Source organism: Pseudonocardia yunnanensis, assembly GCF_039534065.1.
GTDB lineage: Bacteria > Actinomycetota > Actinomycetes > Mycobacteriales > Pseudonocardiaceae > Pseudonocardia > Pseudonocardia yunnanensis.
In genome coordinates, this window is the sequence record NZ_BAAAUS010000006.1 from 392976 (window position 1) to 407912 (window position 14937).

Genomic DNA, 14937 nt, shown 5'->3' on the forward strand with positions numbered 1-14937 from the left:
CTGGCCTGCTCAACGACCCAGACTGGAGGAAGCGGCGCGAGACGCGGGCGGGCTCCCGCCGCGATAGGCGAGGGCACGAAGCAATTGTTCTGCCGGGCCACGCTTGCCGGCGCGGTCGAAGACCACGGCGAAACCTATCGACACGAGCCACGTCGCTGCCGCCAGGAGCGCGGCCTGCCACTGGTCCCGAATGCCGCCGAGGCCGATTCCCCAGGCACAGAGGAGTGGTGCCGTGACCGGATCAGGCGCCGCGCAGTCCTCTCGTCGCGGCCGGCCATCTGCTGCCGTACGTAGAGCTGCCAGATGCCGTATCCGAAGAGGAACGCGAAGAGCGGGTAGCTACGTCCGTCGATCGCGATCATCGCGATGATCTGCCATGCCGCATCGAGATCGGTCGCATCAGGACGGAGAGCGGTGACGCCGGTGGTGGGTGTTCCGTAAAGGAACCAGGACACGTTCGCCAGGGCGATGAGCAGCAGCATGAGCCCACGCGCGAGGTCCGGTGCGATGGCGCGACTCTCTAAGAGAGACGAATGGCCGAGCGTCGTCACTGCGTTGTCCCGGCCTCGGGGGAAGGACCATCGCCGGCGCGGACCAGAGCGCTGGGCGATAGGCGCCCGACGATTGCCGGTGCCTCACGGACAAGGGTGTCGTCGGTGAGCGCCTCCACCATGAACAGCGCGAAGTCCACGCGCCGTGTCAGGTTGCTCTTCAGGATTGGGTCGCCGACGTGGCGGCTCCACACGGGAAGGCCCTGGCTCTCGCCCTCCTCGAGGTCGCTACCGCGAACGACGGTCCACCGCCGGTCGCTGGCGAAGATCCGCCGGCATGCTTCGACCTGGTCGTCGATCTCGACCGCGCGCACGAGGCGCGCGAGCAGGCTGACGATCCGGACGGTCGTCGTGAACCTCCAGGAGTACCGGTCCTTGCCGTCGCGGGTGATGTGCCAGCCGCACGAGAAGACCAGGCGCGCGTCGGGCTCGGCGTGGTCGAGTACCGCCTGCGCGGTGCCCGACGAGTACTGCTGCACGCCCCACGGGACCAGCACGGTCAGCACGCCGTCGCAGCCCGCGACCGCCGCACGGATCACCTCCGGATCGTTCGTGCGGCCGGGGACGATCGTGATCCGGTCCGCGAACGCAGCGAGCTTGCCGACGCTGCGTTCGCGACAGACGCCGACGACTTCGTAGCCGCGCTCGAGAGCGTGGCCGACCATGTACTGCCCGAGCTTTCCCGAGGCGCCGATGATGCAAATCTTTGCGGGTCGCATTCTGTTGCTGCACATGTTCGCACTCCTGCGTCGTCAACCAGACTTACAGCGTAAGTAAGTTAGACTTACGGCGTAAGTCGGTCAAGTAGCAGTCGGGGGAGGCATCCGTTGGGTGAGCGCAACATCGGCCGCCACACGAGAGCGAAGCGGCCACCGCTCAGCCGGGACATGGTCGTCGCCGCGGCGATCGCGCTGGCCGACGAGGCGGGTGAGACCGGGGTGTCGATGCGGGCGATCGCCGCCCGGCTCGGCGTCCAGGCGATGTCGCTCTACAACCACGTGAGCAGCCGTGAGGACGTCCTCGACGGGATGGTCGACTCGGTGTTCGGCGAGATCGACCTGCCCGCCTCGACCACTGACTGGAGAGAGGCCATGCGCGACCGTGCCGCTTCAGTGCGCGCGGCGCTTCAACGCCATCACTGGGCGGTCGGCCTGATGGACTCACGCAGGCGGCCCGGCCCTGCGACCTTGCGCCACCACGACGCCGTGCTGGGCGCCCTGCGGGCGGGCGGCTTCTCGGTCGCGATGGCCGTGCATGCATTCACGGTGATCGACAGTTACCTGTACGGATTCGTCCTTCAGGAGCTGAGCCTGCCGTTCACGGGGCCTGTCGAATTCGGCGAAGTTGCGGAGGGGATCGCGCGGGACCTGCCGGCCGACGCCTACCCGAACCTCACGGAGGTCTTGACCGAGTACACCCGTCGACCGGACTATGACTACGCGAGCGAGTTCGATCTCGGCCTATCCATGATCCTCAACGCGTTGCAGCCCGACGAGGCGTAGCGGATCGTGGACAAGCCCCGCCGTTTCGTTTCGACTCGCGCAGTGGGGAGCCAGGCTTACGCCGCCTGGTACCGATGCATGTCCTCGGCGAGCTCGGCGAACATCGCGACGTTGCACTCGAACGCGACGAGCGTCTCGTCGACGACCCTGGTTCGGTCGGCCTCGTTCCACGGGGCGGCGTCGAGCTTGGCGCGGTAGCGGTCGCGGAACGCGGGGGCACTGCCGATCTCGTCGAAGTGGTAGAACCGCGCGCCCTCGTCGACGACGCCGTAGGTCGTGGCCAGCAACCGGCGGATGATCTGGCCGCCCGCGATGTCGCCGAGATAGCGGGTGTAGTGGTGGGCGACATAGCCGCCTGCCCACCCCGACGCCTCGTGAATGCGTCGCACGTACGACTCGGTGGCGGGGAGCGGGCGGATCGTTTCGCGCCAGTCCGGCCCGACGAGAAACGCCATGTCGGCCTCGAGCTTCGGCAGCCTGCGCAGCTCGTCGAAGACGAACTCGCGACCGATGTCGTCGCCGGCCATGGTGTCGCTGACGTGCTCGATCGCCTGGTAGACGAAGTAGTACTGGATCGCGAGCTGGGTGTAGCCGGCCAGCGTGAGCTCCTTGCCCAACAGCGCGTTCATGTAGCCGGAGTGGTTGGCGCGCTCGTGGACGATCCTGGTGGAGGCGCGCAGCGTCGCGGAGAACGGGGCCGCGACGAGGTCCGTGGTCACCGGCATAGGGGCGTCTCCTCGGGGCAACGATCTGACACCTTGTCAGAAAGAGCTTAGGTCATCACCGCGAGTAAGGCGACCCTTATTTCGCTGTCCCCTCCTCGACCTCGCTCGCTCCGACTGCTCGCAGCACGAACCGGACGGCGGCTTCGATGGCCTGATCCAGCTGCTCAGGCGGCACGTCGACGACCTGACGACTGGCCAGCGCCGCAGTGATCATCGGGAGCAGGATGTCCGGATCCTCGTCGGGCAGCCGCCCCGCGCGCCGGCCGGCGTCGAGGATCTCGCGTAGCTGCTCTGTGATCGGGTCGGCGTGCGCACTGATCCGCCGGTACGCGGCCGGGGCGAGCGCGGACGCCAGCGCGGTGCCCGGCGGGAGGTGGTACTCGGCGAGCACGCGCAACTGCAGCCGCACGAACGTGGCGAGCTTGGCAACCGGGTCGGGAACCGCGTCGACGGCCTCGCGCAGCCAGTCGACGTAGCGGGTCGCCTCGGCCTCGACGAAGGCGACGAGCAGGCTTTCCTTGTCGGGGAAGTGGTTGTACATCGCGGTACGTCCGAGGCCGGCCTCCGCCGCCACCCCGGCGAGGGTGACCGCGTCGAACCCCCGCTCGTAGAGCTGGGTGCGCAGCACCTCGAAGACCCGTGCCCGCACCTGCTGGCGGTGGGCATGCAGCGAGCCGCCGATGATCTTCGGCATCGCGCACCTCCCTCCGCCCGTGCCGGTGAAAGCCAACTTAGGGGACGCGCCTCGATCAGACCCTGACGAAGGCAACTCAGGAGTGCCGCCACGCCGTCGGTTCATCATGGCTGCGTCTTCCTCCAAGAGTGCCAGGTGGTGCCACCCGACGCTCGATCTGAGCCAAGTTGGCTTGCCGATGGTGCCAACTGTGTGCCACAGTGATGCCATGGACTTGACCTCGTATGTGGGCAACCTCGGACGTGAGTTCGCCACGCTTGCCGAAGCCGGCGGTGACGAGGCACGTGCGGTGGTCGAGCGCCTCACCGGCTCACTCGAGTCCGCGATCCGGATGACACTGCTGGAAGCGCTCTCGGCCGCCACGGACGAGATCACCCGTGACCTGGCCCCAGGTTCGGTGGAGCTGCGCCTGCGCGGGCGTGATCCGGACTTCGTCGTGACCTCGCCGGCCGCGCAGCCACTCCAGGACGCGACCGATGATGGCCCGGCAGCGGTGGACGGCGGGGCGGACAGCGGTCCACCGATCGCCGAGGACGGCCCCACCACACGGATCAACGTGCGCCTGCCGGAGCAGCTCAAGGCAGCGGTCGAAGAGGCCGCCGCCAAGGAGGGGCGCTCGGTCAACGCCTGGCTGGTCCGGGCCGCCGCCGCGGCACTGCGGCCGACCGGCCGCGACGAACACCCCGAGCCACACGGCGGCAAACGCAGCCAGCAGCGCTTCACCGGCTGGGTGCGCTAGCCGCACCGCTTTCCATCACACGTCCCTGACCTGCAGGGACGCCCTACCGACTCATGATGAGGGGACAACCATGCCCAATTTCGAGACGCCCGAACCGATTTCCGTCACGATCGAACTCGGCGTCGCCGACGTGCAGATCACCGCGAGCGACCGGACCGACACGCTCGTCGAGGTGCGGCCCAGTGACAAGTCCGACGAGTCCGACGTCAAGGCCGCGCAGCAAGTCCGCGTCGACTACACCAACGGCACTCTCCAGGTCACCGGTCCCAAGCGCGTTTTCGACTTCTCCCGCAAGACCAGATCGGTCGACGTGTCCATCGAACTGCCCACCGGTTCCCAGGTGTCCGCCGAGATTCAGGCGGGTGACTTCCACAGCGCGGGCCGGCTCGGCGAGTGCCGGTTCAAGACCGGTGCCGGGAACGCCCAGCTGGAGCGGACCGGCCCGCTGCGCCTGAACACGGGCGCCGGTCACCTCACCGTGGACGGCGTCGCGGGCAACGCTGAGCTCTCCACCGGAACCGGCAAGGTCCGGCTCGGCAACATCGAGGGAACTGCGGTCGTCAAGAGCTCCAACGGCGACATCGTGATCGACGCGGTTGCCGCCGACGTGCGGGTGCGTACGGCCAACGGCGAGATCTCCATCGACCGGGCCGGCGCCGGTGTCGAAGCGAAAACGGCCAACGGCGGTATCCGCATCGGCGAAGTGGTCCGCGGCACGGTCGCCCTCGGCACTGCCGCGGGCGACGTCGAGATCGGCATCGCCGAGGGCACCGCCGCTTGGCTCGACGTGAACACCGGGTTCGGGCATGTGCGCAACCAACTGGAAACCGCCGGCCGGCCGGGAGAGTCCGACGAGACCGTCGAGGTGCGCGCACGCACGTCCTACGGCGACGTCACGATCCGCCGCTCCTGACCGCCTCCGACCTTTGCGAACGGAAATCCATGACCAGCACGCAATTCCAGTCGGCGATCGCCGTGACCGGGCTGCGCAAGTCGTTCGGCGACCACGTCGTGCTCGACGGTCTCGACCTCGACGTGCCGAGGGGAACGGTCTTCTCACTGCTGGGCGCGAACGGCGCCGGGAAGACCACCACGGTCAAGATTCTGTCCACTTTGATCAGTGCCGACGCCGGTGCCGTCCGAGTCGCCGGCCACGATCTGGCGACCGAATCCGACGCGGTGCGCGCCGCGATCGGTGTCACCGGTCAGTTCTCGGCGGTGGACAACCTGCTCACCGGCGAGGAGAACCTGCTGCTGATGGCGGATCTGCACCACCTGCCCCGAGGCGAGGGCCGGCGCCGCGCCGCCCAGCTCCTCGACCAGTTCGACCTGGTCGAGGCAGGCAGGAAACCGGCATCCACCTATTCCGGGGGTATGCGGCGGCGGCTCGACCTCGCGATGACCCTGGTCGGGAGCCCGCAGGTGATCTTCCTCGACGAGCCGACCACCGGACTGGACCCACGCAGCCGCCGGGCCATGTGGCAGATCGTCCGCGACCTGGTAGCCGGCGGCGTCACCATCTTCCTGACCACGCAGTACCTGGACGAGGCCGACGAGCTGGCCGACCGGATCGCGGTCCTCGACCACGGCCGGCTGGTCGCCGAGGGAACCGCGGACGAACTCAAGCGCCGCATCCCCGGCGGCCACATCCGCCTACGGTTCACCGACCAGCACAGCCTCGATTCGGCCGTACACCTGCTGGACCATGCCTCACGCGACAACGACGCGCTCGCCCTGCGGGTGCCGAGCGACGGCGGAGTCCGCTCACTCAAGACCCTGCTCGATCGGCTCGACCACCGGGGTATCGAGGTCGCCGAGCTGTCCGTGCACACCCCTGATCTCGACGACGTCTTCCTCGCCCTCACCGGCAACCCGAACAAGGAGAAGGTGGCCACCCGATGAGCGCCCCGGCCCACGCCCTCACGCGCCCCGCCGCGGCGAGTATGCGTTCCTACCCGCTGCGCGACTCGATGACGATGTTGCGCCGCAACCTCACCCACATGCTGCGGTATCCGTCGATGACCGTGACGCTCATCGGGATGCCGATCATCTTCCTGCTGCTGTTCGTCTACGTATTCGGCGGCACGCTGGGCGCCGGTCTCGGCGGTGGCACGGGAGGGCGGTCCGAGTACGTCAACTACGTGGTGCCCGCGATCATCCTGATGACCGTGACGGCCACGGTCCAGGGCACCGCGATCTCGATCGCCATGGACATGACCGAAGGCATCATCGCCCGGTTCCGCACCATGCACATCGCCCGTGTCTCGGTATTGACCGGGCACGTTCTCGGCAGCGTGATCCAAGCGATGCTCAGCCTGGCGATCGTGATCGGCGTGGCATTGCTGGTCGGATTCCGGCCCGCCGCGGGGCTGGGCGCGTGGCTGGCCACGGCCGGTTTCCTCGTGGTGGTGACGTTCGCGCTCGTCTGGTTGTCCGTCGCGCTCGGCCAGGTCAGCAAAAGCGTCGAGACCGCGAGCAATCTGCCCATGCCGCTGGTTCTGCTTCCCTTCCTCGGCAGCGGGTTCGTCCCCACCGACTCCATGCCCGACGGGCTGCGCTGGTTCGCCGAGTACCAGCCGTTCACGCCGATCATCGAAACCCTGCGCGGCCTGCTGATGGCCAAGCCGATCGGGAACAACGCCTGGATCGCGCTCGTCTGGTGCGCGCTGATCGCCCTGGGCGGCTACCTCTGGTCGAAGAAGCTGTTCAACCGCGAGTACTCGCGCTAGCAGCATGAACCAAATTCCCGGTCCGGCCTGCCATCAAAGACAGAAATTCTGAACGAACTATCGCGAGACGAGGAATGGCCATGAGTAAATCCCTCCACACCGTCACGACGCTGCCGGCGGCGCGTCAGTCCGGCTGCCCCTTCGACCCGCCGACAGAGCTGATCGACGCCCACCGGCACGGCCCCATCAGCCGCTACCCCTTCCCTGACGGGCACCAGGGCTGGCTGATCACCGGATACGACCTGGTCCGGTCGGTCCTGGCCGACTCGCGGTTCAGCTCGCGCAAAGAGCTCATGCGCCACCACCCGCTCATCGACTACGGCGACCTCATCGAGGTCCCTCCGGCGTCGCCCGGCGAGTTCCTTCTCACGGACGAGCCGCAGCACAGCCGCTATCGCAAACCGCTGGTGGGCAAGTTCACCGTCCGGCGGATGCGCCTGCTCACCGAGCGCGTCGAGCAGATCACCGCCGACCACCTGGACGCCATGGAGAAGGCCGGGCCGCCGGCGGACCTGGTGACCGCATTCGCCAAGCCCATCCCCGCGATCATGATCTGTGAGCTGCTGGGGGTGCCGTACCAGGAACGGGACTCCTTCCAGGAGAACATCGACAAGTTCATGAACGGGGAGACGAGCGACGAGGACCTGATCGCGGCCTACACCGCGACCCAGCAGTACCTCGCGGAACTGGTGGCCAGCAAGCGCGCGCACCCCACCGACGACGTGCTCAGCGACCTCACGGGCAGCGATCTGACCGATGACGAGCTGAGGGGGATCAGCCTGACCCTGCTGGCGGCCGGGCTCGATACCACCGCGAACATGCTGGCGCTGGGCACCTTTGCGCTACTGCGCAACCCGGCGCAGCTGGCCGCGCTGCGCGCCGATCCCGCGCTCGCCGACCGGGCCGTGGAGGAGCTGCTGCGGTACCTGAGCGTCGCGAAGACGTTCATGCGGACAGCACTGGAGGACGTCGAGTTGGGCGGCCAGACCATCGAATCCGGCACGACGGTCATCCTGTCGATCAACACGGCCAACCGCGACCCCGAGCGTTTCGACGATCCCCACGTGCTCGACCTCCACAGGCAGGGCGGCGGGCACCTGGCCTTCGGCCACGGCATCCACCAGTGCCTGGGTCAGCAACTGGCCCGCGTCGAGATGCAGGTCGCGTTCCCCGCACTGGTCAACCGCTTCCCCACGCTGCGCCTGGCCGTACCGGCTGAAGAGGTCGGCCTGCGCCCGGAGACCGCGGACATCTACGGGGTGAAGAGCCTCCCGGTCACCTGGGACGTGTGACCGCGAGCCAGTGACGGGCCAGACCTACAGCCGATTTCTCGGGACTCAGCCGTGGGCCAGGTCGGCGAAACGGCTGTAGTGGAGCTGGTGGGCCACGGTGATCGTGCTCGTGGGGCCGTTACGGTGCTTGGCGAGGATCAGGTCGGCCTCGCCGGCCCGGGGGTCGTCGCGCTCGAACGCGTCGGGGCGGTGGAGCAGGATGACCATGTCGGCGTCCTGCTCGATCGAGCCCGACTCACGCAGGTCGGACAGCATGGGGCGCTTGTCGGTGCGCTGCTCGGGACCACGGTTCAGCTGACTGATCGCCACCACCGGCACCTCGAGCTCCTTGGCCAGCAGCTTGATCTGCCGGGAGAACTCCGACACCTCCTGCTGGCGCGACTCGACCTTGCGGCCCGATGTCATGAGCTGCAGGTAGTCGAGAATCACGAGCTTGAGGTCGTTGCGCTGCTTGAGACGGCGCGCCTTGGCACGGATCTCCATCAGCGTGAGGTTGGGCGAGTCGTCGATGAAGATCGGCGCCTCGCTGATCTCGCTCATCCGCCGAGCCATGCGCGTCCAGTCGTCGTCGCTCATCCGCCCGGCGCGCATGTCGGCGAGCCGGATGCGGGCCTCTGCCGACAGCAGCCGCATGACGATCTCGGACTTGCTCATCTCCAGCGAGAACACCGCGCTGGTGAGGCCGTGCGCGACCGAGCAGGAGCGCGCGAAGTCGAGGCCGAGCGTCGACTTCCCGAGACCGGGCCGCGCGGCCACCACGATCATCTGCCCGGGGTGGAGCCCGTTGGTGGCTGCGTCGAGGTCGGCGAACCCCGTGGGCACACCGAGAGCGACGCCGCCTCGGGAGGCGATGGCGTCGATCTCGTCCATCGTGGGCTGGAGGAGCTCCTCCAGCGCCACGTAGTCCTCGCTGGTGCTGCGCTCGGTGACCTCGTAGATGGCCGCCTGGGCGCGGTCGACGACCTCGTTGACCTCGGCTCCGTCGGCGCCGTGGTAGCCGAGCTGCACGATGCGTGTGCCCGCCTCCACGAGGCGCCGCAGGATGGCCTTCTCGGCGACGATCTCGGCGTAGTACGCGGCGTTGGCTGCGGTGGGCACCGTGGCGATCAGCGTGTGGAGATACGGGGCGCCGCCGAGACGGATCAGCTCGCCCCGGCGCTGCAGCTCGGACGACACCGTGACGGCGTCGGCAGGCTCGCCCCGGCCGTAGAGGTCGAGGATGCAGTCGTAGACCGTCTGGTGGGCCGGGCGGTAGAAGTCGTCGGGCCGGAGCACCTCGACCACGTCGGCGATGGCGTCCTTGCTCAGCAGCATGCCGCCGAGCACCGACTGCTCGGCCGTGAGGTCCTGCGGGGGCTGACGGTCGAATGCACTGCCACCCTGCTCCGGAGCTGCCTCGCCCGCCGCGCGCACCGGGCGCGGTCTGCCTGCGGGACGATCGTCAGCCAGTGCCATACGCAGCGTCACCCCCAGTCACTATCATATCGAACATGCGTTCGAAGCGCCTCCTCGGCCCGGGGTGACGCTCCGGTGAACCGAAGTTGTCGCCGGGCAGGCGTTCTCGGACCCCGAGCGAGCAGGTTATGGGGCTCCACCGACGGTTCAAAACCGCCCTGTGTACGGAGCTGGGGACGGGGTGGGGACGGATCGAGCGCCGCCCAGGAGCGAGTAGGGAGCGGCCTGTGGACCACATGGGGACAACTGGCTTCTACGCGGCGTCTCCGCAGTTCACCGGCATGATCGCAAATGTGGACAACTTTCTCGTCACGACACGCCGACGGGACTGTTTCGGCGTGTCGGGCACGCTCGCGGAGCACACACCCTGGCGCGTCCGGACGGTCACTCGGCGATGCCTCCGTCACCTTTCCGCGAACCCGCGGGCAGGCACAAGGTAGAGAGCGCCCGAGATCAACCAGAAAGAGAACAGGGCGGAACGCGGGCACGTGGCCCGCGTTCCGCCCTGATTACTGCTGGTGACGGTGAGCGCGGTGGCTCAGCTCGCCTCGACGGCGATGTCCAGCTCTGCCGTGACCTCCGGGTGCAGGCGCACCGTGACGGCGTGGGTGCCGACGGTCTTGATCTGACCGGGCACCTCCACGGCACGCCGGTCGAGCGGCGGGCCGCCCGCCGCACGGACGGCCTCGACGACGTCGGCCGCGGTGACCGAGCCGAAGAGACGGCCCGAGTCGCCCGCCGCCTTGGCCCGGACGGTGACCGAGAGCCCGCCGAGCTGGCCGGCGACCTCCTTGGCGTGGCCGAGGTCGCGGATCTGACGGGCCTGCTGGGACCGCTTGATCGCCGCGACCTGCTTCTCCGCGCCGCGCGTGGCCGCCACGGCCAGCGAGCGGGGCAGCAGGTAGTTGCGCCCGTAGCCGTCCTTGACCTCGACGATGTCGCCGGGTGCACCGAGATTGGGCACGTCGGCGGTGAGGATGAGCTTCATGGTGTGGGTCCTCCGCTGTACTGAGGTTCGCTCGCGAGCTCGCTCAGCGGGCGGTCGAGGTGTAGGGCAGCAGCGCGACCTCGCGGGAGTTCTTCACCGCGACCGCGACATCACGCTGGTGCTGACGGCAGTTGCCGGTGACCCGGCGGGCTCGGATCTTGCCGCGGTCGGAGATGAACTTCCGCAGCAGGCCGGTGTCCTTGTAGTCGATCACCTGGGCCTTGTCCTTGCAGAAGGCGCACACCTTCTTCTTCGGCTTGCGCAGGACGGGCTTGGCCATAGGGGTTGCTCCTGGTTGTGCTCGATACCGCCACGCGGGCGGAGAGTGGTCTCTGGGTTAGAACGGGGGCTCGTCGTCCATCGCCGGGCCGCTGCCGGCCGGCGGGGCGGATCCCCACGGGTCATCCATCGGGGCGCCACCGCCACCACCGCCGCCGCCGGAACCACCGCCGAAGCCACCGCCGCCGCTACCGCGGCTGACCTTGTTGACCTTGGCCGTGGCGTAGCGCAGGGACGGGCCGACCTCGTCGACCTCGAGCTCGACGACGGTGCGCTTCTCGCCCTCGCGGGTCTCGAAGCTGCGCTGCCGCAGCCTGCCCTGCACCATCACGCGCATACCGCGGGTGAGCGTCTCGGCGACGTTCTCCGCCGCCTGCCGCCAGACGTTGCAGCGCATGAACAGCGCGTCGCCGTCCTTCCACTCGCCGGACTGGCGGTCGAAGGTGCGCGGGGTGGCCGCCACGGTGAAGTTGGCGACCGCGGCGCCGGACGGGGTGAAGCGCAGCTCCGGGTCGGCGGTGAGGTTGCCGACCACGGTGATCACGGTCTCGCCGGCCATGGCTATCGCCTCAGCTCGCGGCGGCAGCAGGCGCGGGCGCCCGCTTCGGCTCGACGGCCCGCTTCGGCTCGCGGCGCATCACCTTGGTGCGCAGCACGGACTCGTTGAGCCCCAGCTGGCGGTCGAGCTCGGCGACGGTGGCCGGCTCGCAGGTGACCTCGAGGACGGCGTAGATGCCCTCCGCGTTCTTGGCGATCTCGTAGGCCAGGCGGCGCTTGCCCCAGACCTCGATCTTCTCGACGGTGCCCTTGTCGTTCTTCACGACGTTGAGGAACGTCTCCAGGGACGGCGTCACAGTGCGCTCGTCCAGGCTGGGGTCGAGGATGACCATCAGCTCGTAATGACGCATGAGAACCACTCACCTCCTATGGACTGGAACGGTCGCGGTCCATCCGCGACAGGAGGTTCTCAGGAAGCCCCGACAGAAACGGCCGCCGCAAATGGGCTGCGCGTGCGGCATCCGGAGGACGCCGGTCGGGTCGACATGACGAGGCTACCAGGGCGAACGAGTGGAGCTCCGGTCGGCCCCGCGCCCCTGTTGGGCCGTGCGGACCACGCCAGGGAACGACTGTCGGGGGCGGTCACTACGCTTGCCCGCATGCTCATCGGGGCCCACGTGCGCGAGGACGACCCGCTGGTCACGGCGGCCGACCGTGGGGCCGACATCGTGCAGATGTTCCTGGCCGACCCACAGGGCTGGAAGAAGCCGCCGACGCACCCGCAGGCCGAGCAGCTCCGCACGGGCCCGCTCGCCGTCGTGGTGCATTCACCGTATGTCATCAACGTGGCGTCGCTGAACAACCGCATCCGCATCCCGTCGCGCAAGCTCGTGATCCAGCATGCGGAGGCGGCCGCCGAGGTCGGTGCGATCGGCCTGGTGGTCCACGGCGGCCACGTCACGCAGGGCGAGGACGCCGCGAAGGGCTTCGAGAACTGGCGCAAGTTCGTCGAGCGGCAGATGGACGATGGTGGTTTCGCCGTGCCGGTGTTCATCGAGAACACCGCAGGCGGCGACAACGCCATGGCGCGCCGGTTCGACGCACTGGCCCGCCTCTGGGATGCCGTCGGCGAGTTCGGGATGGGGTTCTGCCTCGACACGTGCCACGCCTTCGCGGCCGGTGAGGATCTCGTCGACGTCGTCGACCGGGCGAAGTCGATCACGGGCCGGATCGACCTGGTGCATCTCAACAACTCCCGCGACGAGTTCGGCTCCGCCCGCGACCGTCACGCCAACATCGCCGACGGCACCATCGAGCCCGAGCAGCTGGCTGCCGTGTGCGCCGCCGCGGGCGCGCCGGTCGTCGTCGAGACGCCGGCCGAGGGTCAGTCCGACGACATCGCGTTCCTCCGCGAGCGGCTGGGGTCGTGAACTGTCCGCAGGACGAACCGGACGGCGCCGGGGCCGGCCGGTGACACGCTCCGCAGTGGGCCCCGTCCGCACGGACCGGTCCGCTCCAGCAGCCGTTCCCGTAGCCCGGGCAGGCCGCGCCATGCTGGTCGTGCTGGTGCTGCTCACCGGCCTCGTGCTGGTGCTCGGCTACGTCAACAAGGCCCGCTGCACCGGACCGGAGTTCGACTCGGCGGGCCGCAGCGAGCCCGACTACGACATCCGGATCGACCGAGACGTCTGCTACTCCGACATCCAGCACCTGTGGCTCGGCCGCGAGATCAACCACCACGTCTTCCCGTACCTCAGCGGGTCGATCACCCCGGACGGCCAGCTCACCGGCGGCACGGTCGAGTACCCGGTGCTCACCGGAATGCTCATCTGGGCCGGGGCGCTGTTCGCGCATGACGACGCCGGTTTCCTGCTCGGCTCCGCACTGTTGATGGCCCCGTTCGGCCTGCTCACCGGCTGGATGCTGGGCCGGTTGTCCCGGTGGCGCGCGCTGGTGTGGGCGCTCGGCCCGCCGCTGGTGCTCTACGCGTTCCACAACTGGGACCTACCCGTGGTGGCGTGCGCGGTCGGGGCCGTGTTCGTGATGCATGGCTGGCGCACCTCGCGGTCCCTCGTCGATCGGGGCGTCGTGGCGGGGGTCCTGCTCGGGCTCGGCTTCGCGTTCAAGCTCTACCCCGGCGCCTTCGTGCTCCCGCTCGCGCTCTACGTGCTCACCGCATCGCGGCCGGGCGTGCTGCACTGGGCTGCCGCGTTGCGGGTCGCGCTAGCCTCCGCCGGCACCGTCATCCTGGTGAACCTGCCCTTCGCGGTGGCCGGGTACGAGGGCTGGCGCGCGTCCTTCACGTTCCAGGAGCTGCGCAAGGTCGACCTCACCACCAACTCCATCTGGTACTGGGGCTTCCGGCCGGAGTCCGAGCCCGACAACGTCGCCTTCCAGGCCGTCATCAACTGGCTCTCGCCCGGCCTCGTGCTGCTGTCCTTCGCGGTGGCCGCGGCTGTGGGCTGGTGGCGGTGGCGCCGCAGCGGCGTCTACCCCTGGGTCGCGGTGAGCGCGGCGATGCTGTGCGGCTTCCTGCTGCTGCACAAGGTGCACTCGCCGCAGTACACGCTGTGGCTCCTGCCGTTCTTCGTGCTGCTGCAGGTGCCCTGGCGGTGGGTCGTCGGCTACCTGATCGTCGACCTGATGATGGGCATCGGCATCTTCCGCTGGTTCTACGCGCTGAAGACCGGCGTGGGGATCGGCATCTACGAGGGCTTCGCGGCGCAGGCCGTGGCCATCGGCGTCTGGGGACGGGCGGCGCTCCTCGTCGTCCTGTTCGTGGTGTTCCTCCGCCTGCCCGACCGGCTGGCCGCCGACGAGGCAGACCGCCCGGTTGCGCTCACAGGGGCCGTTCGTCCGTCGCCCGCCTAGCGCCAGGCGAACACCGGCTGTTCCAGGTGCGCCACGCGAGTGGGGCGCCCGTGCAGCACCACCTCCCGGAACTGGTGGAGCACCGCACCGGTGGGTGCGTGCACGAACCGGCCGAACAACGGGAGTTGGATCACGGGTGCGTCGGACTCCGGGATCGTGAGGAACCGCGGCTCGACGTCGATCAGGTCCAGCGGAACGCGGTGCAGCTCGCTCACCTCGGCGGGGTTCGGCTGCAGGTCCCCGTCGGCCCCTGCCCAGAGCACCACGGGCGTGATCACGTAGCCCGACCGCGTGGCGTAGTCGTCGAGCATGCCCAGCTCGGCGTCCGCACCCAGGACGAGCCCCAGTTCCTCCGCGAGCTCGCGCCTCGCCGCCTCCCCTGGCGACTCGCCGGGTTCGTTGCGTCCGCCGGGCAGCGCCCATTGGCCTGCGTGGCCCCGCAGTGTCGGCGCACGACGGGTCAGCAGGAACGCCGGGCCCGGCTCGATCAGCGCGATCGCCACCGAGGCGCGTTTGAGGTCCGGCCGCTCGGCAGGACGACGGTCGAACCGGCGTAGGGCATCGGCCACCCGCGAGCGCATGCTGTCCACGTCCCGATCGTGCCTCACGGAAAC

19 protein-coding genes are annotated in these 14937 nt (G+C 68.9%); 8 read left to right on the forward strand and 11 right to left on the reverse strand.

Going from position 1 to position 14937, the window contains the following annotated elements:
• Positions 1-9: 9 nt before the first annotated feature.
• From ABD743_RS44405 to ABD743_RS08075, 3 genes are all read right to left on the reverse strand, one after another.
• Positions 10-207, reverse strand: coding sequence for a DUF418 domain-containing protein (locus tag ABD743_RS44405; protein WP_379659029.1), 198 nt, complete (start codon positions 205-207; stop codon positions 10-12).
• The gene (locus ABD743_RS08070) at positions 135-482 is read right to left on the reverse strand and encodes a DUF418 domain-containing protein (protein ID WP_344720332.1); all 348 of its coding nucleotides are present in this window, start codon (positions 480-482) and stop codon (positions 135-137) included. The genes ABD743_RS44405 and ABD743_RS08070 overlap by 73 nt, the downstream gene beginning before the upstream one ends.
• Before the next feature lie 65 nt (positions 483-547).
• Positions 548-1285: an NAD(P)-dependent oxidoreductase gene (locus ABD743_RS08075; RefSeq protein WP_344720334.1), complete on the reverse strand. Its 738-nt coding sequence runs from the start codon at positions 1283-1285 to the stop codon at positions 548-550.
• A 93-nt stretch (positions 1286-1378) separates the two neighbouring features.
• Between ABD743_RS08075 and ABD743_RS08080 the strand changes: the two genes are divergently transcribed.
• Positions 1379-2053, forward strand: coding sequence for a TetR/AcrR family transcriptional regulator C-terminal domain-containing protein (locus ABD743_RS08080; RefSeq protein ID WP_344720336.1), 675 nt, complete (start codon positions 1379-1381; stop codon positions 2051-2053).
• Between the two features lie 56 nt (positions 2054-2109).
• On the opposite strand, the gene ABD743_RS08085 is transcribed toward ABD743_RS08080, so the two are convergent.
• Positions 2110-2778, reverse strand: a complete 669-nt coding sequence (locus tag ABD743_RS08085; RefSeq protein WP_344720338.1) for a biliverdin-producing heme oxygenase — start codon at positions 2776-2778, stop codon at positions 2110-2112.
• A gap of 76 nt (positions 2779-2854) precedes the next feature.
• Positions 2855-3472 carry a TetR/AcrR family transcriptional regulator gene (locus ABD743_RS08090; RefSeq protein ID WP_344720340.1) on the reverse strand — a complete coding sequence of 206 codons (618 nt, stop codon included), beginning with the start codon at positions 3470-3472 and terminating at the stop codon, positions 2855-2857.
• Positions 3473-3680: 208 nt separating this feature from the next.
• Here ABD743_RS08090 and ABD743_RS08095 point away from each other — a divergent pair, with 208 nt between their 5' ends.
• The 5 genes from ABD743_RS08095 (at position 3681) to ABD743_RS08115 (ending at position 8232) form a co-directional block, all read left to right on the forward strand.
• Positions 3681-4211, forward strand: a complete 531-nt coding sequence (locus ABD743_RS08095) for a YlcI/YnfO family protein (RefSeq protein ID WP_344720342.1) — start codon at positions 3681-3683, stop codon at positions 4209-4211.
• A 70-nt stretch (positions 4212-4281) separates the two neighbouring features.
• Complete coding sequence (locus ABD743_RS08100) at positions 4282-5124, forward strand: DUF4097 family beta strand repeat-containing protein (protein ID WP_344720344.1); 843 nt, start codon at positions 4282-4284, stop codon at positions 5122-5124.
• A gap of 29 nt (positions 5125-5153) precedes the next feature.
• Positions 5154-6113: an ATP-binding cassette domain-containing protein gene (locus tag ABD743_RS08105; protein ID WP_344720346.1), complete on the forward strand. Its 960-nt coding sequence runs from the start codon at positions 5154-5156 to the stop codon at positions 6111-6113.
• Positions 6110-6940, forward strand: coding sequence for an ABC transporter permease (locus ABD743_RS08110; RefSeq protein WP_344720348.1), 831 nt, complete (start codon positions 6110-6112; stop codon positions 6938-6940). The genes ABD743_RS08105 and ABD743_RS08110 overlap by 4 nt, the downstream gene beginning before the upstream one ends.
• Before the next feature lie 80 nt (positions 6941-7020).
• Positions 7021-8232, forward strand: a complete 1212-nt coding sequence (locus tag ABD743_RS08115) for a cytochrome P450 (protein WP_344720350.1) — start codon at positions 7021-7023, stop codon at positions 8230-8232.
• Between the two features lie 45 nt (positions 8233-8277).
• Here the strand turns inward: ABD743_RS08115 and dnaB are convergent, their stop codons facing one another.
• The 5 genes from dnaB to rpsF all read right to left on the reverse strand — a co-directional run bounded on the left by dnaB (position 8278) and on the right by rpsF (position 11862).
• Positions 8278-9687 carry a replicative DNA helicase gene (gene dnaB, locus ABD743_RS08120; protein WP_344720749.1) on the reverse strand — a complete coding sequence of 470 codons (1410 nt, stop codon included), beginning with the start codon at positions 9685-9687 and terminating at the stop codon, positions 8278-8280.
• A gap of 538 nt (positions 9688-10225) precedes the next feature.
• Positions 10226-10675: a 50S ribosomal protein L9 gene (gene rplI, locus ABD743_RS08125; RefSeq protein WP_241036560.1), complete on the reverse strand. Its 450-nt coding sequence runs from the start codon at positions 10673-10675 to the stop codon at positions 10226-10228.
• A gap of 43 nt (positions 10676-10718) precedes the next feature.
• The gene (gene rpsR / locus ABD743_RS08130) at positions 10719-10955 is read right to left on the reverse strand and encodes a 30S ribosomal protein S18 (protein WP_241036559.1); all 237 of its coding nucleotides are present in this window, start codon (positions 10953-10955) and stop codon (positions 10719-10721) included.
• Between the two features lie 57 nt (positions 10956-11012).
• Entirely contained in the window at positions 11013-11513 is a 501-nt protein-coding gene (locus ABD743_RS08135) for a single-stranded DNA-binding protein (RefSeq protein ID WP_241036558.1), read from the reverse strand.
• Between the two features lie 10 nt (positions 11514-11523).
• Complete coding sequence (gene rpsF, locus ABD743_RS08140) at positions 11524-11862, reverse strand: 30S ribosomal protein S6 (RefSeq protein WP_241036557.1); 339 nt, start codon at positions 11860-11862, stop codon at positions 11524-11526.
• Positions 11863-12111: 249 nt separating this feature from the next.
• On the opposite strand from rpsF, the gene ABD743_RS08145 reads away from it, so the two are divergent.
• Together ABD743_RS08145 and ABD743_RS08150 are read left to right on the forward strand one after the other, a co-directional pair.
• Positions 12112-12882 (forward strand): deoxyribonuclease IV, encoded by a 771-nt coding sequence (locus tag ABD743_RS08145; RefSeq protein WP_344720353.1) that lies wholly within the window; start codon positions 12112-12114, stop codon positions 12880-12882.
• Positions 12883-12922: 40 nt separating this feature from the next.
• Positions 12923-14323 carry a glycosyltransferase family 87 protein gene (locus tag ABD743_RS08150; protein ID WP_425566900.1) on the forward strand — a complete coding sequence of 467 codons (1401 nt, stop codon included), beginning with the start codon at positions 12923-12925 and terminating at the stop codon, positions 14321-14323.
• Here the strand turns inward: ABD743_RS08150 and ABD743_RS08155 are convergent.
• A complete protein-coding gene (locus ABD743_RS08155; RefSeq protein WP_344720752.1) occupies positions 14320-14904 on the reverse strand; it encodes an NUDIX hydrolase in 585 nt (194 codons plus the stop codon). The genes ABD743_RS08150 and ABD743_RS08155 overlap by 4 nt on opposite strands.
• Positions 14905-14937 lie beyond the last annotated feature (33 nt).